Genomic DNA, 26,399 nt, shown 5'->3' with positions numbered 1-26,399 from the left:
GAAATTGCACACCGGAGGACCGATATTGATCGTCAATTTGGCTTCCGGGAAAGAAAGTTAAACGGCTGCAACTCTCGGTCGTACGTGTGCTACGTTCCGTGCCATCAAGAGAAAAACGTTGACCCCGGCGGTGCTACCAACACCCCGGGGTCTGGCACAGGAGCAGGACCTCCGATGCGTGTACATCGTAGCGCGCACACGCGCTCGTTCACCGTAATTCCCAACGCCGCACTGCAGAATCGTCGGCTCAGCTACACTGCGCGCGGTCTGCTCGCCGATCTCCTCTCCCGGCCCGACGGGTGGCGGGAGGACGGGCGGCGCATGGCCGACACCAGTCCGCAGGGGCGCTGTGCCGTGCAGAAGGCCCTCAAAGAGCTGACGGACGCCGGGTTCTACTGCGTCGAGGTGGTCCGGTTGCCGGACGGGACGTTGCGCAGTGAGGCGCACGTCTACGACACGCCGCAGGTGGCGCCGGGTGCCAAGGGTCCGGCGGCCGGTCGGCCGGTGGGCGGTCCCCGTGCCGTTCCTGAAGTAAAGGAACGTGAGCAAGAACCCACCCTCCCGGGCGACTCGGGCTCGGACTCGGACTCGGGCCCGGGTCCGGGCGTGGCGGCGCGGACGCTGCTCCAGGTGGTTCGGCCGGAGCCGCGGCTGCGGCTCGGGGAGCGGGAGGCGGCGGCGCTGGCGCCGCTCGTCGAGGAGTGGCTGGAGCGGGGGAGCAGTCCGGCCGATCTGGCGCAGGCGTTGCTGCCCGGGTTGCCGTCGCCCGTGCACTCGCCGGTGGGGGTGCTGCGCGATCGCCTGGTGCGGAAGATGCCGCCGGTTCACGCGGTGGCGCCGAAGCGGTATGCGGAGTGCTGGGAATGCCGTGATCCCGTGCCACGGCCCGGGCGTTGCCGGGCTTGTGAGGGGGAGGGGAGAGTCGGCACGGTCGTCGATGCGCGGGGTGCCGAGCGTGCCCGGACGGCTTTGCAGGCGGCCAAGGCGTCGAGACGGCCGCCCGGTCGTTCGTGAACTCCCGGACCGGCGTTCGCACTTTCGGATGAGGCCGGGCGGCAGGCCGTCCGGGCGGGTCGATCGTCCGCCGACAATCGGGGCACGTGCTGGTGCCGGCCGAGGGAGCGCGCGTGTCGAACGAGCAGGACCGGGACGAGGCACCCGGTGCGGTGCTGCGCCGGATGCGGCGCGAGCGCGGGATGAGCCTGTCGGCGCTCGCGAGGCAGGCGCACTTCAGCAAGGGCTACCTGAGCCGCATCGAGACCGGCGAGCGCCCGATGTCGCTGGACGTCGCCCGTGCCTGCGACGCCGCGCTCGGGGGTGACGGCGATCTGGCGGCGATGGTCTCCGAAGGAGCAGCCGACGCCTGCCCGTACCCCGGGCTAGCCGCGTTCCAGGCCGGCCAGGCCCGGTGGTTCTTCGGCCGTGAGCGCGCGAGCGCCCGGCTGGTCGCGTGCGTCGGCGAACGGATGGACGGCGGCGGCCCGTTGGCGGTGGTCGCCCCGTCGGGGACGGGCAAGTCCTCGCTGCTGCGGGCCGGGCTGGTCCCGGCGTTGGCGCGCGGGTGCCTGCCGGGGTCGGCGGGCTGGCGGGTCGAGGTGTGCACGCCGACGGCCCGGCCGAGACAGGTGCTGGCCAGGCTTGATGCGGTTGCCGACGACAGCGGACAGGCCCTGATCGTCGTCGACCAGTTCGAGGAGCTGTTCACGGAGTGTCAGGACGAGGACGAGCGGCGGGCGTTCGTCGCGGCGCTGTGTGCGTGGTCCGGGCCGGGGCCGCGTACCGTGCCCGTCGTGATCGGCGTGCGCGCGGACCTGTACGGGCGGTGCCTGGCCTATCCGGAGCTGCTCGCCGCGCTGGAGAACGGGCACCTGCCGCTCGGCCCGATGAACCGGGCGGAGCTCGTCCGGGCCGTCGAGGGGCCGGCTGCGGCGGAGGGGCTGGAGCTGGAAGTCGGCCTGGTCGACCTCCTGCTCTCCGACCTCGGGGCGGATCCCGTCGAGGCGGGCACTCTCCCCCTCCTCGCCCACGCGCTGCTCGCCACCTGGCAGCAGCGCGAGGGCCGGGTGCTCACCGTGGCCGGTTACCGCCGCACCGGCGGCGTCCGTGAGGCGCTCGCCACGACGGCGGAGGCGGTGTACCTCCGCCAGCCCCAGGACGGCCGGGCCGCCGTCCACAGGATGATGATCCGACTCGTCCACGCCGGCGACGGCGTTCGCCAGGCCCGCCGTCGCGTCCCGCTCGAACGCCTGCTGTGGCACGAGCCCGCCGAGCGGCGCGACCACGCCCGCGCCGCCGTCGAGGCGCTCGGCCGGGCCCGCATGCTGACGCTCACCGGCGACGGCGTCGAGATCACCCACGAGGCCCTGCTCACCGCCTGGCCGCGGCTGCGCGAGTGGCTGGACGCCGACCGCGCGGGCCTGCGGGTGCACCGCCAGCTCGGCCAGGCGTGCGAGGCGTGGCAGGACGCCGGGCGCGACCCGTCCGCCCTCTACCAGGGCACCCGCCTCGCCCTGGCCCGGGAATGGGCCCGGGGCGACGGCGCGGGCGCGCTCAGCCCGCCGGAGGTCGCATTCCTCACCCGCTCGCAGGAGGCCGAGGAGGCGGCGCAGCGGGCGGCGCTGGCGAGGGCGCGCCGCCTGCGCCGGCTGACGGCGGCCCTCGCCGGGTGCCTGGCGCTCGCGCTGAGCGCCGGGGCGGTGGCGTGGGGGCAGCGCGGCCGGGCGGTGACGGCGGCCCGGCTGGCGCGCTCGGACGAGTACGCGGCGCAGGCGCAGGCGGTGGCGGCGACCGAGCCGGACGTCGCAATGCTGCTGGCCGCCGAGGCGTTCCGGGCGGCGGACACCCCGCGCAGCCGCAGTGCCCTGCTGAGCGCACAGGGGCAGTCGCTGGTGGGACAGTTCGGCGACGCGGGCGGACGCGCCGTGAACGCCGCGGCCGTCTCGGCGGACGGCCGGACGGCGGCGACCTCGGGCAACGACGGCGTCCTGCGGCTGTGGGACCTCCAGCCGGACGGGTCCGCCTCCCGCGCCCGCTTCGCGCTGTCCGTGGGCCCGTCGTCGCTGCGCGCCGTCACGCTGTCCCAGGACGCGATGCTGGTCGCGACCGCCGGCGCGGACGGGATCACGCGGGTGTACGACACGAGCACGCCCGCCCCTGCGGTACGCCAATACGCGGCGCACGGTGGCCCGGTACGCGCCCTCGCGTACGCTCCGGTGGGCCGACTCCTCGCCGAGGGCGGCGACGACGGGACGGTGCGCCTCTACGACGGCGCGGCGCCCGCCAGGCCGCCCGCCGTGATCGGCGAACCCGGGCACGGCGGGGTAATCGACCTGGCGTTCTCCCCGGACGGCCGCACGCTCGCGGTGGCCCGCGCGGACGGCACGGTCGTTCTGTGGGACGTGGCCAAGGGCGCCGCGGGTGAGCCCTGGCAGCTCGGCCCGGACCTCCGCGCCCTCGCCTTCAGTCCGGACGCGTCGCTGCTCGCGGTCGCCCGGCCGGAGGGCGTGCGGATCTGGCACACCGACACCCGGGCGCCCGCCGCCGCGCCCCTGACCGGTCACGCGGACGCGGTGCTCGCCGTCACCTTCGCCCCGGACGGCCGCACCCTCGCCACCGGGGGCCGCGACAACGCCGTCCGCGTGTGGGACACCGCGACCGGGCAGCCGGTGGCGACGCTGTCGGGGCACAGCGGACCGGTGAACGCCGTGCGGTTCGTGTCGGACACCCTGCTGCTGACGGTCGGCGACGACGCCGTGAACCGCCTGTGGCGCCTGGGTGACCCGGTACTCGTCGCGCACCCGGCCGCCGCGGTGCTCTCTCTCGACGGAGTGTCAGGACCGGCCGGTCCCCAGGTCGTCGCCGGTGCCGTCGACGGGAGGCTCCACCTGTGGGACGTCGCCCGCCACACCGAGGTCACCTCCCGCCAAGCCCACACCGGCGCCGTCTGGGGCATCGTCCACAGCCCGGACGGCACCCTGCTGGCCACCGCCGGGGCCGACCACGTCGTCCGCCTCTGGCACACCGCCGACCTCTCCCCGGCCGGCGAGCTCACCGGCCACACCGGGCCCGTCAAGGCGCTCGCCTTCAGCGCGGACGGCAGCCGCCTCGCCTCCGCCGGGAACGACGGCGTCGTGCGGCTGTGGGACGTCGCCACCAGGGAGCCGGCGGGCGAGCTGACCGGCCACGACGACGAGGTGTTCGGCCTCGCGTTCATCGGCGACGGCACGCTGCTCGCCTCCGCCGGCCAGGACGAGACCGTGCGCCTCTGGGACACCCGCACCGGCCGCGCGACCGTCCTGCACGACCACCACGACACCGTCTTCGGCGTCGCCGCCAGCCCGGACGGCACCCTCCTCGCCACCGCCGGGCGCGACGGCGAGGTGCACCTGCGGCCGGTCGCGGACCCGCAGCGCGTCACCGTCCTGCCCGGACACACCGGCCCGATCGTCAACGTCCGGTTCAGCCCCGACGGCACCCGGCTGGTCAGCGGCTCCCGCGACCGGACCGCCCGGGTGTGGCGGGTGCCGGGCGGAACCCTGGAGGCCGAGCTGCGCGGCCACGCGGCGGCCGTCCAGGACGGCGTGTTCACGGACGCCCGCACGCTCGTCACCGCCTCGCGGGACGGCACGCTGCGCCGGTGGGACCTCGACCCCGGGCGCGTCCTGGCCCGTGTCTGCGGGCTCGCCCCGAGGCCCGACCCCGCTCGCTGGCAGCGGCTGGTGCCGCAGGAGCCGGTGCCGGCGGCCTGTCACTGAGGGTGGCGTCGTCCCAGGTCGGAGGGTGTTGCCAGGTGCCTGGCGGCGCCGGCAACGGACAACCCGTTCAGCCGGTGGCCAGGAGGCCGAACACTCCTGGTGACGGCGGAGCGGCCGGAGCCCCGGCGCCCGCCGAACACCGAGAGGACCACAGCGATGACGCACCACCGTTCCCTGGCCACGGCGCTGGCCACGGCCGCCCTCACCCTCACCACCGCGCTGGGCGCCCCGCCCGTGACCGCCACCGCCCACCCCGCGTCGGCGGAGTCCGGGTGCTCGGCGGGCAACTTCTGCCTCTACACGGAGCAGAACCGCACGGGCGGGGTCCTGCTGCGGGCGAGCTACGACAACGACCTCAAGGACACCAAGGTCGCCTACAACGCCGCCTCGTGGTGGAACCACAGCAACGCCTCCTGGAGGATCTGGAGCGACGTGCACTGCAGCGGAAACTCCGTGACGGTTCCGCCGGACAACTGGGGCAACGTGATCCCCGAGTGGTTCGGGCACATCAAGTCGATCAACGCCGAGGGCTCCCTCACCAGGTGCCGAACCTCCCGCTGAGACCGCTCCCCGAGCACCGCGCCGCCGCCACGAGGGGAGCGACGGCGCGGTGCCGGCCTCGTCAGCCCTGACCGGTGATCATCGACATCAGCAGCCCGTGCGTCTCGGCGTCCGCCGCCACGAGCAGCCCGCGGCCGCCCGCCCCGGTGTCGATCGGGGTGCCGTCGATGCCGGTGACCACGCAGCCGGCAGCCCGGCACAGCGCGATGCCCGCGGCGAAGTGGACGCTCCCGGACAGGTCGCCGCCGTCGGTGACGTACGCGGCGCGCTTGCCGGCGGCCACCCAGGCCAGCGCCAGCGACGTCGACACGACCCGCGGCCGGAAGCGTTCGACGAACCGCGCGTCGGCAAGCAGTTCCACGGCCCGGAACCCGGGGGCGCCCGGGAACGGCGGGTCGAGGTTGACGTCCACCAACTGCGTGGCGGCGGTGGGCGTCAGCGTCGCGTCGACGCCGTCGCGGCGCACCCGGGCGGTCGTCCCGTCGGTGAAGAAGACCTCGCCGCCGAACGGATCCGCCACCGCCGCGGCGCCGTCGCGGAGCGCGACGTTGACGGCCACCACCAGCGTGCCCGCGGCGTAGTTGAGCGTCCCGCACAGGGGATCCACCAGCCACTCGCGCCCGGCGCCGACGGGCCCCTGCCGCCCGCCCTCCTCGCCGAGCAGCGCGTCGTCCGGCCGGGCCGCGCGGATGACGTCGAGGATCGCCCGCTCCGCCGCCACGTCGGCCGCGGTGGCGAAGTCCCCGGCGCCCTTGTCGATGCGGGCGAGGTCCTGCCCGTACATCGCGCGCACCACGTCGGCACCGGCGCGCGCGGCGGCGATGGCGACCTCGGAATCATCCATGTTCGTCAGCGAGTTGATCACGGTGAGCAGCATACGAGCGGTACGTGCCGGGAGCCATGCCGTGGGCCCGTTTGAAGGCGGCGGCGAAGGCGAACTCGGAGCCGTACCCGACCCGGGCGGCGACGACGCGCAGGGGCGCGTCCGTCGTCCGGAGGTGGTGGGCGGCGGTGCTCATCCGCCACCAGGTCAGGTAGCCGAGCGGTGGCCGGCCGACCGTCGAGGCGAAGCGGCGGGCGAACGCGGCCCGGGAGAGGCCGACTTCGGCGGCGAGTTTGCCGACGGTCCAGGGCTCGGCCGGGGCGTTGTGCAGGGCGTGGAGGGCGGCGGCAACGGCGGGGTCGGCGAGCGCGGCGGCCCAGCCGGTCGCCGGACCGTCGGCGGGGCGCTCGGCGAGCCTGCTGCGCAGCACGTACATCAGCAGGGTGTCGAGGAGCGCCGGGACGATCGCGCCGGTGCCCGGGCGCGGCGATGCCACCTCGGCGGCCAGGAGCGTGACGGCGGCGTGGAGTTCGGGGCGACGGACCGGATCCGCCGGGAGGTGCAGGAAGTCCGGGAGGGTCAGGAGCAGGGGGTGCGTGCGGGTCGGGTCGAGCTCGTACGCTCCGCACAGGACGACGGTGGCCGGGCCGCTCAGGCCGAGGCGGTCGACGGTGTCCGCGACGTAGGCATCGCCGGGCTCGTCCGGCTTGCACACCGGGGCCGTGAGCGGGGTCGCCGGGTCGTCGGCCAGCGCGTGCCCGCTGCCGTGCGGCAGGAACAGCACGTCGCCCGCGTCCAGTCGGACGGGCTCGGCGCCCGGCGCCAGGAACCAGCAACTCCCCTCCAGCACCACCTGGAACGCCACCGCCCCGGGCACGGCCGGGAACCGCTGCCCCCACGGCGCATGCCATCGAACCCACGCCGAGCGGGGACGCCCGGTCCGCGCCACCGTGATCACATCGCTGAGAACGTCCACGGACCGAGCGTATGCGGCGAGCCGCCAGGCGCCCGTCCGAGCAGCGGCTTCGGGCGCGAGCCCGGCTGCCGCACGAACCCGGCGGTATTGCCCCTTCCAGGGCCGGGTGTTGGATGTTGCCCGGCGGATGGTGACTGTGCGTATCGAGTGGCGGAGGCTGTGACTTCGTCCCGCGTTGCGGGCACCGGGGGGCGGCGCAGACTGGGGGATGGGGGATGGGGGACGTCGACGAGGCGCCCTGGAGGTACGTCATGTCCGACGGAGTGGAACTGCGCGGAACGTTGCGGAAGGTGGAGGACGTCGAGTTCGAGGTCGTGCGCGTCACGATCGACGTCGCGGACGACGCGGTGCGGCGGGAGCTGGAGAAGGACCCGGCCGGGACCGTCAGGCGGTTCCTGGAGTCGCAGGGGTTCAAGGTCAACGCGATCACGGCGCCGGAGCCGCAGCCCGGCCTGCCGTACCACCCGGGGTACATCCACATCACCAGCGGAGGGGACGAGTCGAAGTGGTCCCCGGTCTTTCCCCTGGCCGACGGCGACGCGGTGAGCGCCGGCGCCGAGCGGGTGCGGGTGGGGACCGCCGAGCTCTTCGAGGTGACGATCGAACTCGACGACGCGGCGCGCCGGGCGGTCGCCGCGGATCCGGCCGGGGCGTTCCGGCGGTTCTTCGAGTCCCGGGGGCAGGTGGTGAACGGGGTCACACCGGGTCCTCCCGGTGTCTCGGGGCCGCTGGGCGGAGGGTTCTGGGCGCACGAGAACAGCGGGCCGGAGCGGTCCCAGTGGTACCACGTCTTCCCGTGAGGGCCCCGCCCGACGGGCAGGGCCCACCTCCGGGGCCTACCTCGCGCGGCGCTCGGCCACCGCGACGAGCGCCACCCTCGGGACCTCGGCGACGTAGCCGTCGAGCACCGGGCCGACCAAGGGGCGGGCGGGGGCGTTGAGGGGCGTGCAGAGGCCGGCGAGGTGGTCGGTGTGGTCGAAGGCGGCGACCAGGAGCTCCCAGGCCCGCTCGGGGCCGAGCGCGGCGAAGTGGTCCGTCAGGGCGTAGGTCTCGGCGAGGTGGTCGACCATGGCGGCCTTCGCGTCCTCCGGGGATGCCGCACGGACGGTGAACGGGTCGTAGACGTCGAGCAGGCGCACGGCGACGGGGTGCGGCGCGAACAGGTCGAGCAGCTCGGTGCGGGTGAAGTGCGGGTGGTCGTGGCGGACGGCGGCGTGGGGGTCGACGACGGTCCGGAAGAACGCGGCCGTCGGGCTGTGCGGCTCGAAGTCGTGCAGCACGACCCGGCCGCCCGGCCGCAGCACCCGCACGGCCTCGGCGACCACGGCGGGCCGGTCGTCGGACGGGACGTGGTGCGTGCCGTACGCCAGCAGCACCGCGTCCACCGTGCCGTCGGCGAGGAGCAGCCGGTCGGCGGACTGCCGGACGGCGGGCAGGCCGTGGGCGAGGGCGGCGGCCACCATGGGGCCGGAGAGGTCCCCGGTCAGCAGGGCCAGCCCGTCCGGCACCTGTCCGGGGCGGACGGCGGCGGCGCGCGCGAGCGGACCGTCGCCGCCGAGCACGTCCAGGACGAGTGCGTCGCTCGCGCCGCCGGTGGCCAGGCGGAGCAGTTCGCGGCCACCGGTCCAGTGCACGAGCGGGTTCCCGGGGGCGCGCGGGGAGTCGGCGCAGACGGGGCTGAACTCGTCCGACGGCGAGAAGAGCCGGCGCATGGCCGTGGCGGACCCGAGCCGCCCCGGATCGAGCGCCCGGTGCCACTGCGGGTGCCGGGCGGAGAGGTGCCCGAGGTACTGGTCGAGGGTCATCGCGGGCAGGTACGACGGCGCGGACACGGGCGGCTCCTTTGGCAGGCTCGGCACACCATCAATGCCCATCGTGGGGGCGGTCATTCACGTGATCCACGGGTGCGAATCGGCTGACCAGGCGCACGACGCCCCCCGGGGTCGTACGCTATGGGGCTCCGTGAGGGGGTGCACCAGACCCGGCAGGCCGGTCACGGGCGGTACGGTTCAGGGGAGTTGGCGCGTCGGCAGGTTCCGGTCTCGCTGCGGCCGGCGCTGGCGAAGGTGTCCGGGCGAGACGCCGGACAGTTGCCGGAGGCCCAAGTGGGCGCTTTCCGCGAGCAGTTGGCCGCCGACTACCCGGATCCCGCCGGCCGGGCAGCCGCGCTGCTGACGTGGCTGGGCAGCCTGCCGCATCCCATGGAGGCCGAGTTCGGGGAGGGCGTCCTGGTGCTGCGCCTGCTGGAGGGCCTGGATCCGGTGGGACGTGCGACTGCGCTACCGCAGCCGTTGGACGACAGGGTGGTGCTCGGCCTCCTGAGGTGGGCGTGGGAGCAACCGGTGGACCTGGACCTCGTTAACCTCGTCGAGCCCACCGTCCGTGCCCTGCTGGGCTGATCGCTCAGGACGGCGTGTGTCCCCGCCACAGGTGTGGGTGGCCGTGCGTGGACCGTGGCGAGGTGACGAGGTCGGTGACGAGGGCGGGCTCCCCGGCGGGGACCAGGTGGGAGTAGCGGCGGGTCGTCCGGCTCCACTCCAGGTAGCCGCTCATCGCCGTGCGCATGCAGTCGGCGATCCGGAGGGCGGTGGCGGTGTCCCGCAGCCCGACCGTGCTCAACAGGCGCTGCTCCAGGGCGAGGAACTCCTCGCACCAGGCGCTGATCATGCCCTGGATCTCGCGGACGGTGTCGGCGCGGTCGCAGCCCAGCTCGTTCTCGATGACGAGCACGAGGTTGTGGAGGTCGCCGCGCGATTCCTCCTTCTCCACGGAGTGCACGTCGTTGAACGTGTCGACGACGTCCGCCGTGATGTCGAGCATCCGGCGCACCACGGCGTCGGCGTAGAGACGGCGCGGGAGTTCGAAGCCGTAGGCCTTCTGGCCGAGGTCGATCATCGCGTACACGAAGCCCGACCGGCGGCGCAGTTCCGCGTACTCGGCGCGGGTCGGGACGCGACGGCGGGCGCGGTTGTGCGCCTCCTGGGTGTAGGCGCCGAGGTACCACTGCCAGTGCTGCCCGGTGCGCTCCAGCCAGGCGGGCGAGGCGCCGTCGGCGAGGCGGCGCCACACGTCGCCGAACGCCCGGATCAGTGGCCCGGCGCCGGCCGGAGGCTGTCCTCCGGTGGCGATGACGGTGGCGAAGTCCGCGCAGACGGCGGCCACTTGGTCCGGCCGGTCGGCGAGCGGGCCGTCGACGTGGTCGTCCAGGAAAGTCGCCACCACCACCGCGTCGACGGTCAAGTCCAGCTGCGCACCGCTCGCCCGGGGGTTCCAGGCGGCCATGAGGCCGGCGATGTCCCAGTGCAGGAAGCGCACTTCGTCGACCGGGTCCGCGATGAGCCCCAGCCGCCGGCACCAGAGGAGGCTGCGGTGCCGGGCGGCGTCGGCGTCCGGGCTGGTCACGGCCCCGAAGGGGAGGGTGAACGCGGTGTCCTGGGGCATGCTGGGGCCCTTTCGGGGGAAGGGTGTTCGGGCCGTCGCTCGACCAAAGGGTGACGGCGACGGTCCCCGCCCGCAAGGGGGCGGTCCGGCGTCAGCTGGTGGTGATCTGCGCGCTGCAAATGCCGTACGGCTGGCCGGGGTTGGCGCTATCGGGCCCGAAGGTGTCGTTCAGGGTGCGCGCGAACTCGGGGGTCAGCACCATCTCGATGGGGAGGACGTTCAGCTTCACCCTGGGCGGGACCATGGAGACGATGCTCGGGTCGAGGGCGTCGGAGGCGTCCTTGAGGGCGTAGACGGGCATCCGGGTGCCGGCGCCGTCGGCGGAGGTCTTCACCAGGAACTCGCCCTTGCCGGCGGGTGCGCTGCCCTGCCCCTCGGAGACCTGCACGAAGTGCCCGGCGGCATCCTTGAGCGTGAAGCCTCCCTTGAACCTTCCGTCGACCGTGGCCGATCGGGCGAAGGAGAGGGGATCGGGAGCGGCCATGTCGACCGTGACGGTGCCCTTGATGTCCGATACAGCGTAGGAACCGGGCGCCTTCCCGGGGGCGGTGGGAGTGAAGGCGACGCCCTCCTTCGTCCAGTCGAAGGTGCACTCGCCGCTGCCGTGCGCCACCGTCAGGCTCACCGGGGCCTCGGCGACGGCCACCCGGACCACCAGTGCGGTGACGGCCAGGCCGCCGGCGCCGACGAGGAGCATGGACCTGCGTATCGTCATGACGGGATTCCGATCTTCTCGCTCGGATGGATTGCCCCCGCCTCCACTCTCGTCCGGCAGGCTGGTGCGCACACGTCGTAGTCGCCCGAACGGGGATCGGCACTCTCCGTATTCCGGTTGCGCGCGCTGACAGGATGGCCGGGTGGAACAGATCTTGCGCAGGGCGGGCGACGTGTTGGGCACCGGGCTGACGGACCCGGTGGACCTGGGCGGCAGCAGCCGCAGCGCCGTGCTGCGGTGCCGGACGGCGGCCGGCGGCAGCGTCGTCGTGAAGGCGTTCAAGGGCGGGGACGGGGCGGTGCGCTGTTTCGCGCGCGAGGCCGCCGCGCTCTCGCTCGGGCTGGGCGGGCCGCAGTTGCTCGCCGTCGACCCGATCGTGCCGCTGGTCGTGATGGCGGACCTCGGCACGGCGCCGACGCTGGCGGACGTGCTGCTCGGGGACGATCCGAAGGCCGCCGAGGGGAGCCTGCTGGCCTGGGCGCGCGGGCTCGGGCGGCTGGGCGCCGGATCGGTGCACCGGCAGGCCGAGTTCGAGCGGCTGGTGGCGGAGTCCACGACGGTGTTGGCGCCGGAGGAGCCGTGGATCCGGCAGTCCGTCACCAAGCTACTGCTGCGGCTTGAGGAGACCGGGATCGCCGTGCCGTCCGAACTCGCCGGGGAGCTGGCGCGGATCGGCACGGCCGGCGGGGAGGAGTACCCCGCGTTCACCCCGGGCGACACCTGTCCCGACAACAACCTGCTCACCCCGGACGGCCTGCGGCTGATCGACTTCGAGGCGGCCTGCTACCAGTCCGTCTTCCTGACGGCTGCCTACTGCCGGATGCCGTTCTCCACCTGCTGGTGCGTCTTCCGGCTCCCGCCCGGCCAGACGGAGGCGATCGAGGAGGCGTACCGCACCGAGATCGTCGCGGCCTATCCCGCACTCGCCGAGGACGCCGTGTGGCAGGCCGGGATGCAGCAGGCCATCGCGGCCTGGACGGTCTACACCACCGTCTGGCTGGTTCCGCGCACGGCGGAGAACAAGCCCCTCCACTCTCGGCGACCGTCCCCGACGGCGCGGCAAGTGCTGCGCCACCGCTGGGAGATGGCGAGCGGACTGACGGACTTCCCGGCCCTCGCGGAGACGGCGGGGCTGCTGCTGCGGAAGATCGCGGGCGAGTGGGACGACGAACCGCTACCGGGGTACCCGGCGTTCGCGGGTGGTCGGGCGTCGTAGCCGGGGGCTTGCCCGGTCGTTCCTCCGGTGAAGACGTTCCTGTCCTGATGGAGGAATCATGTCGAAGTTGCGTACCGCCCTCGCCGCCGCCGTGCTCGGGGCCGCCGTCGTGGTGCCCGCCGTTCCGGCCCACGCGGCGGCCGGCACGCCCGAGGCCCGGGTGAACACCTTCTTCCGGGAGTACCGCCGGGCGGTCCTCGACACGAAGGACCAGTCGCCCGCCGAGGTCCGTGCCCACTACCTGACGGCGGAGCTGAACAGGCGGCTCGACGCGTGGGCGCAGGCGAACGACGCCGACCCGGTGTTCCGCGCCCAGAACGTGCCGCTCGACTGGTCCACCCGCTACGAGGGCAGCGGCGCCGGGCACGCCACGATCGTGCTGACGGAGAAGTGGGGCGGGGGCACGTCGCAGGACGTCTGGTACTCGGTGCGGCTGGACACCCTCGTCATCAGCGACCTGGAGGACCCGCCGGTCGGTTCTTAGGACAACGGGTCGGTCGGGCGGGAGCGTGGGCGAACGGACAGTCAGATGACTGATGTCCTGCTCCTTCGCTCACCGACAGCCTTTCCGTGAGCGGTTCGGGGCCCTGGCGATGTCGTCGGGCCCGGGCGGAGCCCTCGCGGGAAGGCTCTCTTCCCGGCCGACCTCCCGAACGGAGACACCCGTGTCCAAGATCCAACGAGGCGGCGGTCTGGTGATGACCGTCCTCACCGCCGTCCTCGCCCTGCTCGTCGGACTGGCCTCGCCCGCGTCGGCGGCCCTCGGCGAGGGCAGCCAGTGGTACCAGGAGACCGAGAACGAGGTGAACCTGCAGTCCGGGGACACGATCTCCGAGGCCCGCAGCCCCGACACCCTCATCCAGGTGTGGCGCGGGAACGACAACAACCGCGTCTGGATATCGCGGAACGGCGGCGCCCCGGTGGTCTTCCCTGGCACCCAGACGCAGGCCGCGCCCCGCGTGGTGTGGACGGCCAACGGCTTCTACGTCTTCCACACCGGGGTCGACGGGCGGATCTACTACACGCAGCCGCGGTTCACCCAGAGCGGGATCCTCTCGCAGAGCCAGCCCGCCAACTGGTGGTCGCCCGAAGGGAACGTGGTGACCAGGCCCAACCTGTCGCTGTCCGTCACCCCGGTCCGCAACGGCGAGATGCTCCTGTCGTGGGGGAGCGCGACCGACAACAACCAGTACACCGCGTCCTTCGACGGAGCGAACTGGGCCGCTCCCCGGCAGGTCCCCGGCATCCTGAGCGACACGGCCAACTCCATCGCCTACAGCAGCTACTGGGACCAGTTCGCCCTCGTCCACCGCGGGCTGGACGGGCGTGCGTACGTCATGACGCGGGACCACCGCTCCGACGTCTGGGGCCAGCCGCAGCGCCTCGACGACAACCTGCAGATCTTCGGCACCCCGAGCATCGCGTTCACCACGGAGACGGGTGACGGCGTCATCGCCGTCCTGGGCAACTCCGGCAACGGCTACCACCAGGCCTACCTGGGGCAGTGGACCGAGCGCAGCTGGAGCGGGTTCCAGCACGAGAACACGTACGCCGGCATGCGGAACAACCCGTGGCTGACCGCGACCGCCCGGAGCGTCTTCCTCATCGCGACCTTCTACCAGGGTCTCGTCCAGTGGAAGGTCGGCTTCGACCGGCGCCCGTAGCGTGTGGCTGCGGTGAGGAGGGGCGGGGGGCGTTTCCCCCCGCCCCTCCAGGCGCGTTACGACCGGGTGATGGCCTGCTTCAGCAGGCCGTGGAGGACGCGTTGCTCCTCCGGGCCGAGGGCCGCCAACGGGGAGCCGACGGCGAGGAGTTCGAGGAGGCGGTCGCGCATCGCGGTGCCCTCGGACGTGAGCACCAGGTGCTTGGCGCGGCGGTCGGTGGGGTGGGGGTGGCGCTCGATCAGGCCCTGCTTCTCGAGCTTGTCGACGACGAAGGTCGCGTTGGACGGCTCGCAGCTCATGCGCTCGGCGAGCTCGCGCATGGTCATCGGCCCGGTCAGCTCGCGCAGCGCCGTCGCCTGGGCCTCGGTGAGGCCGAGGGCGGCGGCGTGCTCGCGCACGTGCTCGCCGATGCGCTGGGCGAGTCCGTTGACCATGCCGCACAGCTGTCGTTCGGCGATGGCCTGCGGTTCCTGGGCCCGGGACGTCGTCATGCCCCCCATCCTAGCAAGTCCGTCAAGCCAGAATATTTTGAGCTTGAATGATTCGAACTTGATGCTTATGGTGATCTCCGTCGCCGCGGGGAGCGCGGCGCCGGGCCGATGAACGGCCATCAGGGGAGAGGACTCACAATGGACTTGAGTACGAAGCAGGACACCGCACGGCTGAGCCGGCCGTCGGACATCCGCTCGATTCGGCTCGGCGACACCAAGGTGTCGTACGTGCCGGACGGCGACGTGCGGCTCCGGCCGCTCGCGATGCTGCCGGACACCACGGAGGACGTGTGGGCGGCGCACCCCGAGTACCTGGACTCCACGGGCAACCTCGTCGGGAGCGTCGGCGCGCTGCTCGTCGAGCACGGCGGCCGGGCGCTGCTGATCGACACGGGCGTCGGCCCGAGGGCGCTGGAGCTCCCGGAGGGCCCGCTCCACTCGATCCGGGGCGGCGCGCTCCTGGACAACCTGGCCCGGCTCGGCCGCGCCCCCGAGGACATCGAGGCGGTGGCCTTCACCCACCTCCACGTCGACCACCTCGGCTGGGCCTGCACCCCCGAGGGCGACCGGCCGGCGTTCGCCCGCGCCGACTACCTGATCTCCGGGCCGGAGTGGGAGGGGCGCGGGGATCTGACGGCCGAGCAGGCCGCGGCCCTCGCCCCGCACGTCCGGACGGTCTCGGACGGCGAGGAGGTCTTCCCCGGCGTGCAGGTGCGGATCACCCCGGGCCACACCGTCGGGCACGCCGAGTACGTCATCACCGGCGGTGGCCGGCGCCTGATCGCCTTCGGCGACGCCGTGCACTCGCCGATCCAGATCGACCACCCCGAGTGGTCCTCGGGCTTCGACCACGACCTCGCCCGGACCGCCGAGAACCGTCGCCGCCTGGTCGCCGAGCTGGCCGAGCCGGACACGATCGGCTTCGGCGTGCACTTCGCCGACGTTGTGTTCGGGCGCGTCGAGGCGGGAGGGGACGGTCCGGCCTGGCAGCCCGTGGACGCCTGATCCGCCCCGAAACGAAGGAGATCCCCGAGCGGTCGGCTCGGGGATCTCCGGGGTGTGCGGCTCGGCAGGACGTTGCTCAGTCGATGCAGAACTCGTTGCCCTCGATGTCCTGCATCGCGATGCACGAGTCGTGACCGTCGTACAGCAACTGCACGCGTACCGCGCCCAGCGGGAGCAGCCGTGCGCACTCGGCTTCGAGCGCGGCGAGGCGCTCCTCGCCCACGAGCCCGGTGCCGACGCGCACGTCGAGGTGCACCCGGTTCTTGACGATCTTCCCCTCGGGAACGCGCTGGAAGTACAGCCGCGGGCCCACGCCGGTCGGATCGGTGCAGGCGAACCACGAACCCCGTTCCTCGGGGGACCGGGAGTTCTCGTAGTCGTCCCAAGTGGCGAACTCCTTCGGAGGATTCGCTGCCGCGTACCCCAGTACCTCGCACCAGAAGCGGCCGACGCGCTCGGGCTCCGCGCAGTCGAAGGTGACCTGGAACTGCTTGATCGATGACATGCGCGCACCCTAACAGGGGGCTCGGCTGCTCATTCCTCGGCCGGAGCAGGTGCGTTGGCGCCGTGGTCTACCGGCCCCGGGCCCACGCTTCGCGGGTGACCGCGTACTCGACGTCGCCGTGTTCGGCGCCCTCGATGTACTCGGGCCACTCCTCGAAGAACGTGCGGACGTGCGTCAGCCCGGTTTTCTCCATGACGCGACGGGAGGCCGTGTTGACCGTCATCGTGGTGGCGACGATCCGCTCGACGCCGAGCTCGGTGAAGGCGTGGTGGACGATGGCCCGCGCGCCCTCGGTGGCGTAGCCCCGGCCCCAGGTGGACGGCAGCATGCGGTAGCCGAGTTCGGTGTCGCCGCCGGTCAGGCCGACGCTGCTCGCGGGGCGGAGCGAGACCCAGCCGAGGAAGCGCCCGGACGACGTCTCGACCGCGGCGAAGCAGCCCATTCCGCCCGGGAGTTCGTCGTACTCGCGGAGGAGGGCGGGGAGGTGTTCGCGTTCGACGGCGGTCCGGGGTACGGGCCGGCCGTCGTCGATGTGGCGCATGACGTCGGGGTGGCCGTGCAGCGCGGCGAGGTCGTCCAGGTCGGCGGGGGTGAAGCGGCGGAGGGTCAGGCGGTCGGTGCGCAGGTAGGCGTTCACGACGGCGATTCGAGCAGGGCGACCTGGCTTCCGGCAACTGCTTTGCCCATGGGCCGGGCCCCTGGGACACCGGTATCCGTTGCACAGTGGCGGCCCTGGAGCAACTCTGACACTATCTCAGCTACGGTGAATGCACCGTGTGCCAATCGTTCATTTCGGCCACGCCAGCGTGGTCGTGGAGCGTCGAGAAGATTCGAGGCCGGCCTTGAAGTCCGTACGGAACCGCATACCTCATCTGGTGACGGTCGTCCTCATGCTCCTGGGCGTGATGACCGCCGCGACCGCGCAAGCACAGGCGGCCCCGCAGCGGCTCGCCGGTGGCGGGACCATCTGCTCCTACTCACCGGTTCCGGCGGGGTGGGTGATCACGAGTTCGTACAGCAGCGCCGGTTGTCCCGGCACCGGCGTGGCGTTCACCATCGTGGACGTGACCGGGCAGGCCGGCGCCACCGTGTGTTCGATGTCTCCCATCCCGGCGGGGTGGGTGATCACGCTTTCGTACAGCAGTGCCGGTTGCGCCGGTACCGGTGTCGCGTACTCCATCGCGAACACCGCGAACCGGACTGCCGCCACTACGTGTTCGATGTCGCCGATTCCGGCGGGGTGGGTGATCACGCTTTCCTACAGCAGTGCCGGTTGCGCCGGTACCGGTGTCGCGTACTCCATCGCGAACACCGCGAACCGGACCAACGTCACCGCGTGTTCGATGTCTCCCATCCCGGCGGGGTGGGTCGTGGCGAGCTCGTACAGCACCGCCGGTTGCGTCGGCACCGGCGTGGCGTACATCATCGTGAACGCCGCCAACCTGCGTTACGCCATCGTCTGCTCCTTCTCGCCGGTCCCGGCGGGGTGGGTCGTGGCGAGCTCGCAGGGCGCCAGCAACTGCGTGGGCAGCGGCATCGCGTACACCATCAGGAAGGCCTGACCACCCGGAGTAGGTCGAGCGTGCGCACGGCCACGTGGGCGCGGCCTTCACGAGGCCGTGCCCACGTGCTTGTGACACCACCGAACGGCCACCGCCCGTGACGCGAACACGCGCGTAGGACCCGATAGGCTTCTTCAGCTGGGGGTGCCTCCGGCCGGAGCGGGCATTGCCTGTCGGACACCACACTTCATGACGTGACGATGGGGTGAACGCGATGCCTCTTGAGGGCGAGTACGAGCCGAGCCCGGCGCAGTGGGTGCGCGAGCAGGTCGAGCTGTACGAGAGTTCGGGCGGCACGCAGGGAACGACGCTCTGGGACACGGGCCTGCCCGTCGTCATCCTCACGACGCGCGGTGCGAAGAGCGGCAAGATCCGCAAGACCCCGTTGATGCGCGTCGAGCACGAGGGGCGGTACGCGGCGGTGGCCTCGAAGGGCGGCTTCCCGCGTCACCCGGTCTGGTACTTCAACGTCAAGTCCGACCCGCACGTGGAGCTCCAGGACGGGCCCGAACGCCGGGACATGACGGCCCGTGAGATCACCGGAGCCGAGAAGGCCGAGTGGTGGGAGCGCGCGGTCGCCGCGTATCCGCCGTACGCCGAATACCAGGAGAAGACCGACCGCGTGATCCCCGTCTTCGTGCTGGAGCCCTCGCACGGGTAGGACCGGAGGCTAGCCGTACAGCCCCGCACCGATCCCGATCAGCTTCCGTCGCTCCACCGCGCCCCCTCGCGTCCCGTCCCCTGCGGGAAACCCTCTCCGGAGGTCCAGTGGGCACGGAAAAGGCGAGAAGAAATATTCTCCTCGCCACTATCAAGATATAACGCATCGGGGGGCTTGCCGCAAGGCCCCCGGTGTGCCGCACAATCGTCGGTCTCAAGGCCATGACCTGCGGAAACGGGAGTCGGGAAATGCGCGTTTTGTTGACGAGCTGGGGATCACGCGGAGACGTCGAACCGCTGGCGGCGCTGGCGGTGGAATTGCAGCGGCTCGGGGCGGAGGCGGCGGTCTGCGCGCCCGCGGACGACGACTTCGTCGCCCTGCTGGCGCGGGTCGGCGTGCCGCTCGTGCCGCTCGGGCCGACGGTGAAGTCGATCGTCGCCAACCCGAAGCCGCCGACCGGCGAGGACGCCTTCCGGCTGGCGCCGGCGCTGGTGGAGGCGCGGTTCGAGACCCTCGCCGCGGCGGCGAAGGACGGGTGCGATGCGATCCTCGCCACCGGGCTGATGCCGGCGGGCGCGCGGGACGTGGCGGAGAAGCTCGGCGTGCCGTACGTGTTCGCGTGCTTCCACATCGCCGGGATCCCGTCGCCGCACTTCCGGCCGGGCCGGCGCCCCGGGCCGCCGCTGTCGGAGGGGGAGACGGACCTCCGGGTGCTGTGGCGGGAGGACGGCGAGCGCGTGAACGGCCTGTACGGGGAGGCGCTCAACCGCGGGCGGGCCGGGATCGGGCTGCCGCCGGTGGACAACGTCCGCGATCACGTCTTCGGGGAGCGGCCCTGGCTGGCGGCGGACGCGGTGCTGTGCCCGTCGGAAGGGATGACGGACCTGGATCTGTTGCAGACCGGGGCGTGGATCCTGCCGGACGAGCGTCCGCTGCCGGACGAGCTGGAGGCGTTCCTGGCCGCGGGCGAGCCGCCGGTGTACGTCGGCTTCGGGAGCATGGCCTCGTACGCGCCGAAGGACGTGGCGGGAGCGGTCATCGAGGCGAGCCGCGCGTACGGGCGTCGGGTCGTCGTCGGGAGCGGATGGGCCGGGCTGGGGGCGGTCGACGACGGCGACGACTGCTTCGTGGTCGGGGAGGTCAACCAGCAGGCGCTGTTCCGGCGGGTGGCTGCGGTCGTGCACCACGGCGGCGCGGGCACGACGACGACGGCCTCGCGGGCGGGAGCGCCGCAGGTGATCGTGCCGCTGATCGCGGACCAGCCGTACTGGGCGGCGCGGGTGGCCGAGTTGGGGATCGGCGCGGCGCACCGGGGGCCGGCGCCGACGGTGGAGTCGCTGACGGCGGCGTTGGGGGTGGTGCTGACGCCCGAGGTCGCCGAGCGGGCGAAGGCCGTGGCGGGCACGATCCGGGCGGACGGGGCGACGGTGGCGGCGAAGCTGCTGCTGGAGGCGGCCGGCCGACCCGTACAAGGCCCGGCTGTCGGGTGATTGTCGGGCGCCTGCGAGGCCGTGGGCGCCGGATCGGCTCGTGCATCGTGGCACCGCCCGAGGGCTTCGAACCCTCGGGCGGTGCCACCGGCGTGCTCACGGTCGGCTCGATGTCGCGAGACGCTGGAGAAGCCGTTCCATACGGAGATCGTATTCAGTGGCGTCGGCTCTGCGCGTCGCCCCGGGGATGTACGCCGGATACGCTCCCGGGCCGACGGCCTGGGAAGAGGTGACATCCGCCGGCCGACGCGGTGGATCGTGGTCCGTTCCTAGGTTCATGGCCATGAGGAATGCACCGATGATCGATCTTCGCGACACGACAAAGAAGTACAGCGTCATCGAGCGATCAACGGCGAAGGCGCTGCCCGATTCGACCCGCGAGCGCGCCGCTGCGGGCAAGCAGCCCGCGCAGCACCGGCGCCGAAGCCGTTGCCGGTGGCCTGAGTCGGCACTCATCGGCTGTGGAGTCGCAGTTCTCGCCTGGGCGTTCGTGCTCTGCACCACCCTGCCGTCAACAGCGACTGCTGTGCACTGGTCGGCCGCCTGGGCCGGGTTGGACGCCATGGAGGCACTCGGCTTCATCGCCACCGGGGTCCTGGCCGCTCGTGGCGATCCCCGCCGGGCCCTGCCTGCTGCGGCCACGTCGATGCTGTTGCTGGTCGACTCCTGGTTCGACCCGGTGACAGCGGGGCCCGGCAGCGATTTCGCCGTGGCGCTGGCCATGGCGTGCTTCGCCGAACTACCGCTTGCGGTGGTCTGTGCCCTCGTCGCCTGGCGGGCGCTCCGCGTTCCGACAGCACAGCCTGTCTGACCAGCCGTCACTTACTCACGACAGAGGACTCTTGATCATGAATCTTCGCACTGCACTCGGTCGCCCCGGAGCGCGATGGGGGTTGACCGCGGCGGCGGCCGGCACCGCGGCCCTGTCCTGGTGGGCGTTCGACTCCGCCCCCTACCCGTACGCGCAGCGCCGGCTCCTCGACCTGCCCTTGCCGCTGCTCAGCCAGGAGCGGCTCGATTCGATGCTGGAGTTGCGTCAGGGCGAGCGGGTCCTGGAGGTCGGACCGGGCACGGGCCTGCAGGCTCTGCAGACCGCCCCGCAACTGGGCACCGACGGTCGACTCGACATCGTCGACGTCCAGCAGGAGATGCTCGACCACGTGATGAGCCGGGCCGCACAGCGCGGTCTCACCAACATCGCGCCGACCCGGGCGGACGCCCACCACCTGCCGTTCGAGGACTCCGTGTTCGACGCCGCCTACCTGGTGACGGCCTTGGGTGAGATCCCGCAGCCGGCGGTGACGCTGACGGAGCTGAGCCGGGTGGTGAAGCCGAACGGACGGATCGTGGTGGGCGAGTTCTTCGACCGGCACCAGGTGCGGCGCGCCACCCTGGCTCGCCATGCCAATGCCGCGGGACTCCACGTGACCCGGCTGATCGGCCCGCCGTTCTCCTACTACGCTCGGCTGGCGCCATGCCGACCGGACGGGTCACGGGCGCCGCTGACAGCCGCCGGTACCCAACACCGCACCGCGGTATAGGGAACGAGCAGCGGCGAACGCCATCTTCGGGTGTGAGTGGACGTCAAATGCGAAACCGGGTGGACGCTCGACGCGTCGGCTCGCTGATCCGCGGTGCTCAGCCGACCGGTCCCGTCGTCGCGGGCGGCCCTACCGCCGGTTCGAGTAGCGACAGCGTCCGCTGTTGCGCGTCGAGGCCGACGCGGATGCCGACCGGCATCGGCAGGTTCGGGCCGGCGTGCCCGAAGTCGACGTTGCCCAGGACCGGGATGGCGCGGTCGCCGAGGACGTCGAGGACGATCTCGGGCAGGGTCGGGGACGCGCCGGGCTCCAGCCCGACGATCTCGCGCGGAACGCCCACGACCATGCCCGAGATCCGATCGAGGATGCCGGAGTGCCGCATCACCTGCAGGTAGCTCCACACGTGGGAGGCCAGACCGCCCATCTCCTCCCAGAACAGCACCGCGCCGTCGAACCGTTCGAGCGGGAGGGCGAAACGCGTCGCCTGCGCCAGCACGATGCGATTGATCACCCCGCCGATCAGCCGGCCTTCGGCACGACCGGGACGCCAGCACTCCCACGACGAGCTCGCCGGCAGCGCGCCGATCGCTTCGGTACCGGTCAGCAGCCTGGAATAGAGATCCTCAAGTTCCGCCCGGCGCGCCACGGGTGCGGACTGCCAGTGCCCGCCGAAGCCGGGAACGGCCATGTCGGCGTGGAACCCGACCAGACCCGTGCGCGCGTAGAGCACCAGGTGCAGCAGCGAGATGTCGCTGTAGCCGAGGATCGGCTTGGGGTCGGCCCGGATCGCCTCGACGTCGATCAGGTCGAGGTAGCCGAGCGCGGTCTGACCGCCGTCACTCGCGACGATCGCGCGCACCTCGGGATCACGTAGGAGACCATTGAGTTCACCGGCGATCTCCGCCGGCGTGGCCGCGCTCCACCAATGGCTGCGTCCGGCTTCGAGCAGCGGCGCCCGACGCACACGGAAGCCCATTCGCTGGAGCACGACCACCGTCTGCTCGACGTTGGGCTCGTAAGCGGCGGGCAGGGGACCGGAGAGTGAGGCGATGACCACGAGGTCTCCGGGCCTCAGGGCACGCGGTCGGAGCAGTCGAGGCGGTGCGGAACCAGTCATGGCGTCAGTGTCGCCGGTGCCGCCGGTGGGGTCACGCGACTTTCGCCGGTCGGCCGCCCCGGGATCCTGCCTGGCCATGGTGCCGGCCCGGTCGGCGGGTCTACCTTGGCGCGGTGAATGCTTCGACCGACGCCGCTCGACGGCGGCGCCTGTTCTTCGCCGTCGGGTGGTCCGTAGTGGTGCTGGGAACCGGACCTCGACGCGACCCTCGATACGGTGTGGGAAGTCGGCGGATCCGACTTCCCACGTACCGGCTCGGATTGCGCTCGCTCAGACCTCGGCGGTCGCGGCGAAGTCCACGAAGGCCTGCCAGGCCGTGGGGGAGAAGGTGAGGTGGGGGCCGGTCTTGTCCTTGGAGTCGCGGACGAGAACGGCGGTCGTCGTCTCGGCGACCTCGATGCACTCGCCGCCCTCGTTGCCGCTGTAGGTGCTCTTGCGCCAGGCGACTTCGACGCACTCGCCGCCTTCGTTGCTGCTGTGGCTGCTCTTGAACCAGGTCAGCTCGGCCATGTTCCGACGGTACGCCGACGGCCCATCGCTGCCTAGCGATGGGCCGTCAAGAGGCCGATTTCAGACCTCGGCGGTCGCGGCGAAGTCGACGAACGCCTTCCACGCGGCCGGCTCGAAGGCCAGCTGCGGGCCGCTTTTGTCCTTTGAGTCACGGACGTGGACGACGCCGGGGGTCTCTGCCACCTCGACGCAAGCGCCGCCTTCGTTGCTGCTGTGGCTGCTCTTAAACCATGCCAGCTCGGTGCTCATAGCTCTCCCAGCATCTTCTCGATCAAGGACAAGGACTCCTGCGGACTGTGAGCCTGTGCCCTGAGCGTGCCGTACCGCGCGTTCATGATCCGAACCTCGTCCGGGTCGGTGATCAGCCTACTGCTCGTCTGAACCTCGATGTAGCCGGTCTGCGGTTTGCCCTTGGGAGTGATCAGAATGAACCCTCCACCCAGCCCCGCGTGTTCCGTGCGACTCATCGGCATGACCTGGATCGCCATGCCTCGTGTGTTCCCGACTTCAAGCAGCCGACGCAGCTGTCCTTTGAGGATCTCGGATCCGCCCAGAGGACGAAGAAGCACGCTCTCGTCAATCACCCAGCTGAAGATCGCTCTTGGCCAGCGCGTGAGGACCTCCTGCCGCGCCATGCGCGCGGCGATGCGCATCTCGATCACTTCCTCGGAGAGTGCGGGCTGCCGCATCTCGAAGAGTGCTCGCGCGTAGGGTTCGGTCTGGAGCAGTCCAGGGATGAGAAGCGTGCTGTAGTCATGCGTCTCGATTGAGTCGACTTCCAAGCCCGCGTAGCCCCGGAACCAGTGCGGGTGCCGCATCCGTGCCTTCGCCCGCGCCTTGACCACGTCCTCCGCCGCGACGGCCAACAGGCCACCGGCGTTGAGGAGTTTGTCGAGCGCGACCAGCAACTCCGGCTGCGGGGTGCGCTTTCCGCGTTCCACGGCGCCGATCAGGTGCTCGCCGTAGCCGACCTTCTCGCCGAGTTCCTTCTGGGTCAAGCCGGCCCGCTCGCGCAGCAGCTTGATCTGCTTCCCGATGGCGCGGAAGAAGTCGGAGACCTCGCCCTCCTCCTCCGGCATCGTCGTCGTCGAGTCCTCGTCCCGGACTCCACCCATGGTGACCACCCCTATGATCCGATCACGCCCGCCAGAGGTGACAGGCGACAATCCGCTGCCATACAAGCACTCTCCGTGCCTGCTCCGGCCATGGTCAGCGTACGTCTCTGCCGTCACGCTTTTGCTCATGAAGTCCGAAACCCCCCTCGACAATCCCCGTTCCCACACCTCCGTCCTCACCGCCACCCCCAAGGGTGCGGCGATCGGACGCCGGATCGCCCGCCGTCAACTCGCCGCCTGGCGGGTCAACTTGACGGCCACCGAGGCGTACTACGCCGCCCTCCTCGTCGTCGGCGAGCTCGCGGCCAACGCGATCACGCACGGCCGTGTTCCGGGGCGCGGGTTCGAGCTCCACCTCTGCCTCACCACCACCGTGCGCCGGGGCACCACCCTCCGTATCGAGGTGTCCGACTGCCGAGGGGACCGTCTCCTCCCCGTCCTCCCGGTCAGACTCACGCCCAACTCCCAGTCCGGGCGCGGCCTCACGCTCGTCGACGCGCTCGCCGACCGCTGGGGCACGATCCCGCGCCACCCCAACGGCAAGACCGTCTGGGTCGAACTCGACCTCCCCGCCGGCGGCACCGATGCGGCCTGACGTCACCGCCGCCACCGCGACCGCCTGCACGGTCCTGCCGATCGCCCTCGTCCTCGCTCTCCTCATCTGGCTCTCCCCTCTCGCCCGTCACCACCCGCACCATTCGCCCCAGCGGAATCCGACTGCGACCCTTACTCCCGTTCGGTGATCAATTCGGTCCGGTTCCCCGAGCCGGACCATTGACCAGCGAAAACGAAGAAGTACCAGCCGGTAAGTACGGTGACGAGTAAAGAAACGTCAATCGCCAAGTCCGTCCCTACCAGCCCCCGTTGCCCCTGTGCTAGGGTCGCCAGCGGCATGAGTGAGCGCGGTCAGACCGGGGGAAAGCTCGTGGCAAAGCCTCGTGTCCTCATCATCGGGGACAGCATTCGAATTGTTCCGAAGGCCACGTCGGCCGATGTCGACGTCGTTTACCTCCAGAAGCCTTCGCAATTCGACCAGGCGGTTATTCCGTTCTGTCGTCAGCTCGTTCTGGTGGACTATCAGCACGTGCCCTCCGCCGTCGCCATGACGCGGGCCCTGCACGAGCTCGGCCCGATCGACCGGATCGTCACCCAGACCGAGGCGGCCCAGCTCGTCGCGGGCCACCTGACCTCGCTGCTCGGGATCGCCGGCACGACGGAACGCACCGCCCGGCTGCTGCACGACAAGTCGGCCATGCGTGCGCTCCTCAACGAGCGCGGCATCGGCCCGGTGCCCTTCGAGCTGAATCCCTCCCACGCGCAGCTGCGCGCGTTCGTCGCGGCGCACGGTGCCGCGATCGTCAAGCCGACGATGGGGTCCGGCAGTCTCGGGGTGCGGCGGATCGCATCGCTCGACGAGGTCGACGACGTGTGGGCCTGGTGCCAGGAGTTCGGGCTCGGTGAATTCCAGGTCGAGCAGCTCCTGATCGGCCCGGAACTGAGTGTCGAGGCCTTTTCCGAGGCCGGGCGGCACACCGTCGTCGCGGTCACCGCGAAGGACACCGACGGCGGGACCGTCGAAGTCGGGCACGTCATTCCCGCGCCCATTTCCGACATCGAACTCTCGGAGATCAGTGATGTGACGATTCGCCTGCTCGACGCGGTCGGATTGCAGGACGGTCCCTCGCACACAGAGGTGATCGTGACCGCCGACGGACCGCGCATCATCGAATCGCACACCCGGCGCGGTGGCGACCGCATCAACGATCTCGTGAAATTGGTGTACGGAATCGACATGGAGGAAGCCGCTTTCCGGCTGGCCGGCCGAGGCTCTCCGCTCGACGGCCTCCACCCGGCGCGCGGCGCGGCGGCGGTCCGTTTCCTGACCGCCGACCCCGGTGTCGTCACGTCCGTGACCGGTGTCGACGCGGCGAAGGCCGTCGAAGGCGTCGTGGACGTGGTCGTGAGCGTCCGGCCGGGTGGGGTGGTGTCGGAGCTGCGCTGGTCGGACGACCGCTGCGGGCTCGTCGTCGTCCACGCCGAGGGCGTCGACACGGCCGTGGCCCTGGCCCGCAAGGCGGCCGCCCACGTGGTGATCACCACCGAGTCCGTCGCCGAAGGCCCGGACGCAGCGGCGACGCCCGAGACGCTGGACGCGATCCTCCGCCCCTACGACGAGGTGTTCGACCCGTTCCACGGGTCCGCCGACGCCTCGTAGGGCAGCGGCGGGACCCGTCCGAACGTCGACCTGGTGC

General features: G+C 71.9%; 30 protein-coding genes. 16 read left to right on the top strand and 14 right to left on the bottom strand.

Features of this window, described 5'->3' with window-relative positions; all coding sequences use genetic code 11:
- Window positions 1-321: 321 nt before the first annotated feature.
- The 3 genes from ACFXDE_RS17610 to ACFXDE_RS17600 all read left to right on the top strand — a co-directional run bounded on the left by ACFXDE_RS17610 (window position 322) and on the right by ACFXDE_RS17600 (window position 5,315).
- Window positions 322-1,014, top strand: coding sequence for a hypothetical protein (locus ACFXDE_RS17610; protein WP_380495160.1), 693 nt, complete (start codon window positions 322-324; stop codon window positions 1,012-1,014).
- Window positions 1,015-1,127: 113 nt separating this feature from the next.
- On the top strand, window positions 1,128-4,754 hold the full coding sequence (locus ACFXDE_RS17605; RefSeq protein ID WP_380495158.1) for a helix-turn-helix domain-containing protein: 3,627 nt from the start codon (window positions 1,128-1,130) through the stop codon (window positions 4,752-4,754).
- 156 nt (window positions 4,755-4,910) lie between these two features.
- On the top strand, window positions 4,911-5,315 hold the full coding sequence (locus ACFXDE_RS17600) for a peptidase inhibitor family I36 protein (protein ID WP_380495156.1): 405 nt from the start codon (window positions 4,911-4,913) through the stop codon (window positions 5,313-5,315).
- 61 nt (window positions 5,316-5,376) lie between these two features.
- Here the strand turns inward: ACFXDE_RS17600 and ACFXDE_RS17595 are convergent, their stop codons facing one another.
- Together ACFXDE_RS17595 and ACFXDE_RS17590 are read right to left on the bottom strand one after the other, a co-directional pair.
- Window positions 5,377-6,180 (bottom strand): inositol monophosphatase family protein, encoded by an 804-nt coding sequence (locus ACFXDE_RS17595; RefSeq protein ID WP_380495153.1) that lies wholly within the window; start codon window positions 6,178-6,180, stop codon window positions 5,377-5,379.
- On the bottom strand, window positions 6,152-7,114 hold the full coding sequence (locus ACFXDE_RS17590; RefSeq protein WP_380495151.1) for an AraC family transcriptional regulator: 963 nt from the start codon (window positions 7,112-7,114) through the stop codon (window positions 6,152-6,154). Before ACFXDE_RS17590 ends, ACFXDE_RS17595 begins: the two co-directional genes overlap by 29 nt.
- A 251-nt stretch (window positions 7,115-7,365) precedes the next feature.
- Between ACFXDE_RS17590 and ACFXDE_RS17585 the strand changes: the two genes are divergently transcribed.
- Window positions 7,366-7,914, top strand: a complete 549-nt coding sequence (locus ACFXDE_RS17585; protein WP_380495149.1) for a hypothetical protein — start codon at window positions 7,366-7,368, stop codon at window positions 7,912-7,914.
- Between the two features lie 36 nt (window positions 7,915-7,950).
- Here ACFXDE_RS17585 and ACFXDE_RS17580 read toward each other — a convergent pair whose 3' ends face one another.
- Entirely contained in the window at window positions 7,951-8,946 is a 996-nt protein-coding gene (locus tag ACFXDE_RS17580; RefSeq protein WP_380495146.1) for a class I SAM-dependent methyltransferase, read from the bottom strand.
- Window positions 8,947-9,219: 273 nt separating this feature from the next.
- Between ACFXDE_RS17580 and ACFXDE_RS17575 the strand changes: the two genes are divergently transcribed.
- Entirely contained in the window at window positions 9,220-9,513 is a 294-nt protein-coding gene (locus ACFXDE_RS17575) for a hypothetical protein (protein WP_380495143.1), read from the top strand.
- 4 nt (window positions 9,514-9,517) lie between these two features.
- Here the strand turns inward: ACFXDE_RS17575 and ACFXDE_RS17570 are convergent, their stop codons facing one another.
- Together ACFXDE_RS17570 and ACFXDE_RS17565 are read right to left on the bottom strand one after the other, a co-directional pair.
- Window positions 9,518-10,555 (bottom strand): hypothetical protein, encoded by a 1,038-nt coding sequence (locus tag ACFXDE_RS17570; RefSeq protein WP_380495142.1) that lies wholly within the window; start codon window positions 10,553-10,555, stop codon window positions 9,518-9,520.
- Window positions 10,556-10,646: 91 nt separating this feature from the next.
- Window positions 10,647-11,270: a hypothetical protein gene (locus tag ACFXDE_RS17565; RefSeq protein ID WP_380495140.1), complete on the bottom strand. Its 624-nt coding sequence runs from the start codon at window positions 11,268-11,270 to the stop codon at window positions 10,647-10,649.
- Window positions 11,271-11,412: 142 nt separating this feature from the next.
- Here ACFXDE_RS17565 and ACFXDE_RS17560 point away from each other — a divergent pair, with 142 nt between their 5' ends.
- The 3 genes from ACFXDE_RS17560 to ACFXDE_RS17550 all read left to right on the top strand — a co-directional run bounded on the left by ACFXDE_RS17560 (window position 11,413) and on the right by ACFXDE_RS17550 (window position 14,150).
- Entirely contained in the window at window positions 11,413-12,486 is a 1,074-nt protein-coding gene (locus ACFXDE_RS17560; protein WP_380495137.1) for a hypothetical protein, read from the top strand.
- Window positions 12,487-12,544: 58 nt separating this feature from the next.
- Window positions 12,545-12,970 carry a hypothetical protein gene (locus ACFXDE_RS17555; protein ID WP_380495136.1) on the top strand — a complete coding sequence of 142 codons (426 nt, stop codon included), beginning with the start codon at window positions 12,545-12,547 and terminating at the stop codon, window positions 12,968-12,970.
- A 181-nt stretch (window positions 12,971-13,151) separates the two neighbouring features.
- Window positions 13,152-14,150 (top strand): hypothetical protein, encoded by a 999-nt coding sequence (locus tag ACFXDE_RS17550; protein WP_380495134.1) that lies wholly within the window; start codon window positions 13,152-13,154, stop codon window positions 14,148-14,150.
- Between the two features lie 56 nt (window positions 14,151-14,206).
- Here the strand turns inward: ACFXDE_RS17550 and ACFXDE_RS17545 are convergent, their stop codons facing one another.
- On the bottom strand, window positions 14,207-14,641 hold the full coding sequence (locus ACFXDE_RS17545) for a MarR family winged helix-turn-helix transcriptional regulator (RefSeq protein ID WP_380495132.1): 435 nt from the start codon (window positions 14,639-14,641) through the stop codon (window positions 14,207-14,209).
- Between the two features lie 138 nt (window positions 14,642-14,779).
- Between ACFXDE_RS17545 and ACFXDE_RS17540 the strand changes: the two genes are divergently transcribed.
- Window positions 14,780-15,646, top strand: coding sequence for an MBL fold metallo-hydrolase (locus ACFXDE_RS17540; protein WP_380495130.1), 867 nt, complete (start codon window positions 14,780-14,782; stop codon window positions 15,644-15,646).
- Window positions 15,647-15,722: 76 nt separating this feature from the next.
- On the opposite strand, the gene ACFXDE_RS17535 is transcribed toward ACFXDE_RS17540, so the two are convergent.
- The 4 genes from ACFXDE_RS17535 to ACFXDE_RS17520 all read right to left on the bottom strand — a co-directional run bounded on the left by ACFXDE_RS17535 (window position 15,723) and on the right by ACFXDE_RS17520 (window position 17,559).
- Window positions 15,723-16,151, bottom strand: coding sequence for a VOC family protein (locus ACFXDE_RS17535; RefSeq protein WP_380495128.1), 429 nt, complete (start codon window positions 16,149-16,151; stop codon window positions 15,723-15,725).
- Between the two features lie 67 nt (window positions 16,152-16,218).
- Window positions 16,219-16,788: a GNAT family N-acetyltransferase gene (locus tag ACFXDE_RS17530; protein WP_380495126.1), complete on the bottom strand. Its 570-nt coding sequence runs from the start codon at window positions 16,786-16,788 to the stop codon at window positions 16,219-16,221.
- Between the two features lie 336 nt (window positions 16,789-17,124).
- Window positions 17,125-17,403, bottom strand: a complete 279-nt coding sequence (locus ACFXDE_RS17525) for a hypothetical protein (RefSeq protein WP_380495125.1) — start codon at window positions 17,401-17,403, stop codon at window positions 17,125-17,127.
- A 6-nt stretch (window positions 17,404-17,409) separates the two neighbouring features.
- Entirely contained in the window at window positions 17,410-17,559 is a 150-nt protein-coding gene (locus tag ACFXDE_RS17520) for a hypothetical protein (RefSeq protein ID WP_380495123.1), read from the bottom strand.
- 4 nt (window positions 17,560-17,563) lie between these two features.
- On the opposite strand from ACFXDE_RS17520, the gene ACFXDE_RS17515 reads away from it, so the two are divergent.
- The 5 genes from ACFXDE_RS17515 (at window position 17,564) to ACFXDE_RS17495 (ending at window position 21,405) form a co-directional block, all read left to right on the top strand.
- Entirely contained in the window at window positions 17,564-17,713 is a 150-nt protein-coding gene (locus tag ACFXDE_RS17515; protein ID WP_380495121.1) for a hypothetical protein, read from the top strand.
- Between the two features lie 214 nt (window positions 17,714-17,927).
- Window positions 17,928-18,374: a nitroreductase family deazaflavin-dependent oxidoreductase gene (locus tag ACFXDE_RS17510; protein WP_380495119.1), complete on the top strand. Its 447-nt coding sequence runs from the start codon at window positions 17,928-17,930 to the stop codon at window positions 18,372-18,374.
- A 248-nt stretch (window positions 18,375-18,622) separates the two neighbouring features.
- Complete coding sequence (locus tag ACFXDE_RS17505) at window positions 18,623-19,864, top strand: glycosyltransferase (RefSeq protein ID WP_380495117.1); 1,242 nt, start codon at window positions 18,623-18,625, stop codon at window positions 19,862-19,864.
- A 298-nt stretch (window positions 19,865-20,162) separates the two neighbouring features.
- A complete protein-coding gene (locus ACFXDE_RS17500; protein WP_380495115.1) occupies window positions 20,163-20,675 on the top strand; it encodes a hypothetical protein in 513 nt (170 codons plus the stop codon).
- A gap of 37 nt (window positions 20,676-20,712) precedes the next feature.
- The gene (locus tag ACFXDE_RS17495) at window positions 20,713-21,405 is read left to right on the top strand and encodes a class I SAM-dependent methyltransferase (protein WP_380495113.1); all 693 of its coding nucleotides are present in this window, start codon (window positions 20,713-20,715) and stop codon (window positions 21,403-21,405) included.
- A 97-nt stretch (window positions 21,406-21,502) separates the two neighbouring features.
- On the opposite strand, the gene ACFXDE_RS17490 is transcribed toward ACFXDE_RS17495, so the two are convergent.
- The 4 genes from ACFXDE_RS17490 to ACFXDE_RS17475 form a co-directional block, all read right to left on the bottom strand.
- Window positions 21,503-22,522 carry an LD-carboxypeptidase gene (locus ACFXDE_RS17490; RefSeq protein ID WP_380495111.1) on the bottom strand — a complete coding sequence of 340 codons (1,020 nt, stop codon included), beginning with the start codon at window positions 22,520-22,522 and terminating at the stop codon, window positions 21,503-21,505.
- 270 nt (window positions 22,523-22,792) lie between these two features.
- On the bottom strand, window positions 22,793-23,032 hold the full coding sequence (locus ACFXDE_RS17485; RefSeq protein ID WP_380495109.1) for a DUF397 domain-containing protein: 240 nt from the start codon (window positions 23,030-23,032) through the stop codon (window positions 22,793-22,795).
- A gap of 60 nt (window positions 23,033-23,092) precedes the next feature.
- Window positions 23,093-23,281: a DUF397 domain-containing protein gene (locus ACFXDE_RS17480; protein WP_380495107.1), complete on the bottom strand. Its 189-nt coding sequence runs from the start codon at window positions 23,279-23,281 to the stop codon at window positions 23,093-23,095.
- Window positions 23,278-24,147: a Scr1 family TA system antitoxin-like transcriptional regulator gene (locus ACFXDE_RS17475; RefSeq protein WP_380495247.1), complete on the bottom strand. Its 870-nt coding sequence runs from the start codon at window positions 24,145-24,147 to the stop codon at window positions 23,278-23,280. The genes ACFXDE_RS17480 and ACFXDE_RS17475 overlap by 4 nt, the downstream gene beginning before the upstream one ends.
- A gap of 127 nt (window positions 24,148-24,274) precedes the next feature.
- Here ACFXDE_RS17475 and ACFXDE_RS17470 point away from each other — a divergent pair, with 127 nt between their 5' ends.
- Together ACFXDE_RS17470 and ACFXDE_RS17465 are read left to right on the top strand one after the other, a co-directional pair.
- Window positions 24,275-24,742 carry an ATP-binding protein gene (locus ACFXDE_RS17470; RefSeq protein ID WP_380495106.1) on the top strand — a complete coding sequence of 156 codons (468 nt, stop codon included), beginning with the start codon at window positions 24,275-24,277 and terminating at the stop codon, window positions 24,740-24,742.
- Window positions 24,743-25,039: 297 nt separating this feature from the next.
- Window positions 25,040-26,362: an ATP-grasp domain-containing protein gene (locus tag ACFXDE_RS17465; protein ID WP_380495104.1), complete on the top strand. Its 1,323-nt coding sequence runs from the start codon at window positions 25,040-25,042 to the stop codon at window positions 26,360-26,362.
- The last annotated feature ends 37 nt before the right edge of the window (window positions 26,363-26,399 follow it).

Origin of the sequence: Kitasatospora sp. NPDC059408, from assembly GCF_042751525.1 — a bacterium.
Lineage (GTDB): Bacteria > Actinomycetota > Actinomycetes > Streptomycetales > Streptomycetaceae > Kitasatospora.
This window is presented reverse-complemented; position numbering and strand designations above follow the sequence as displayed.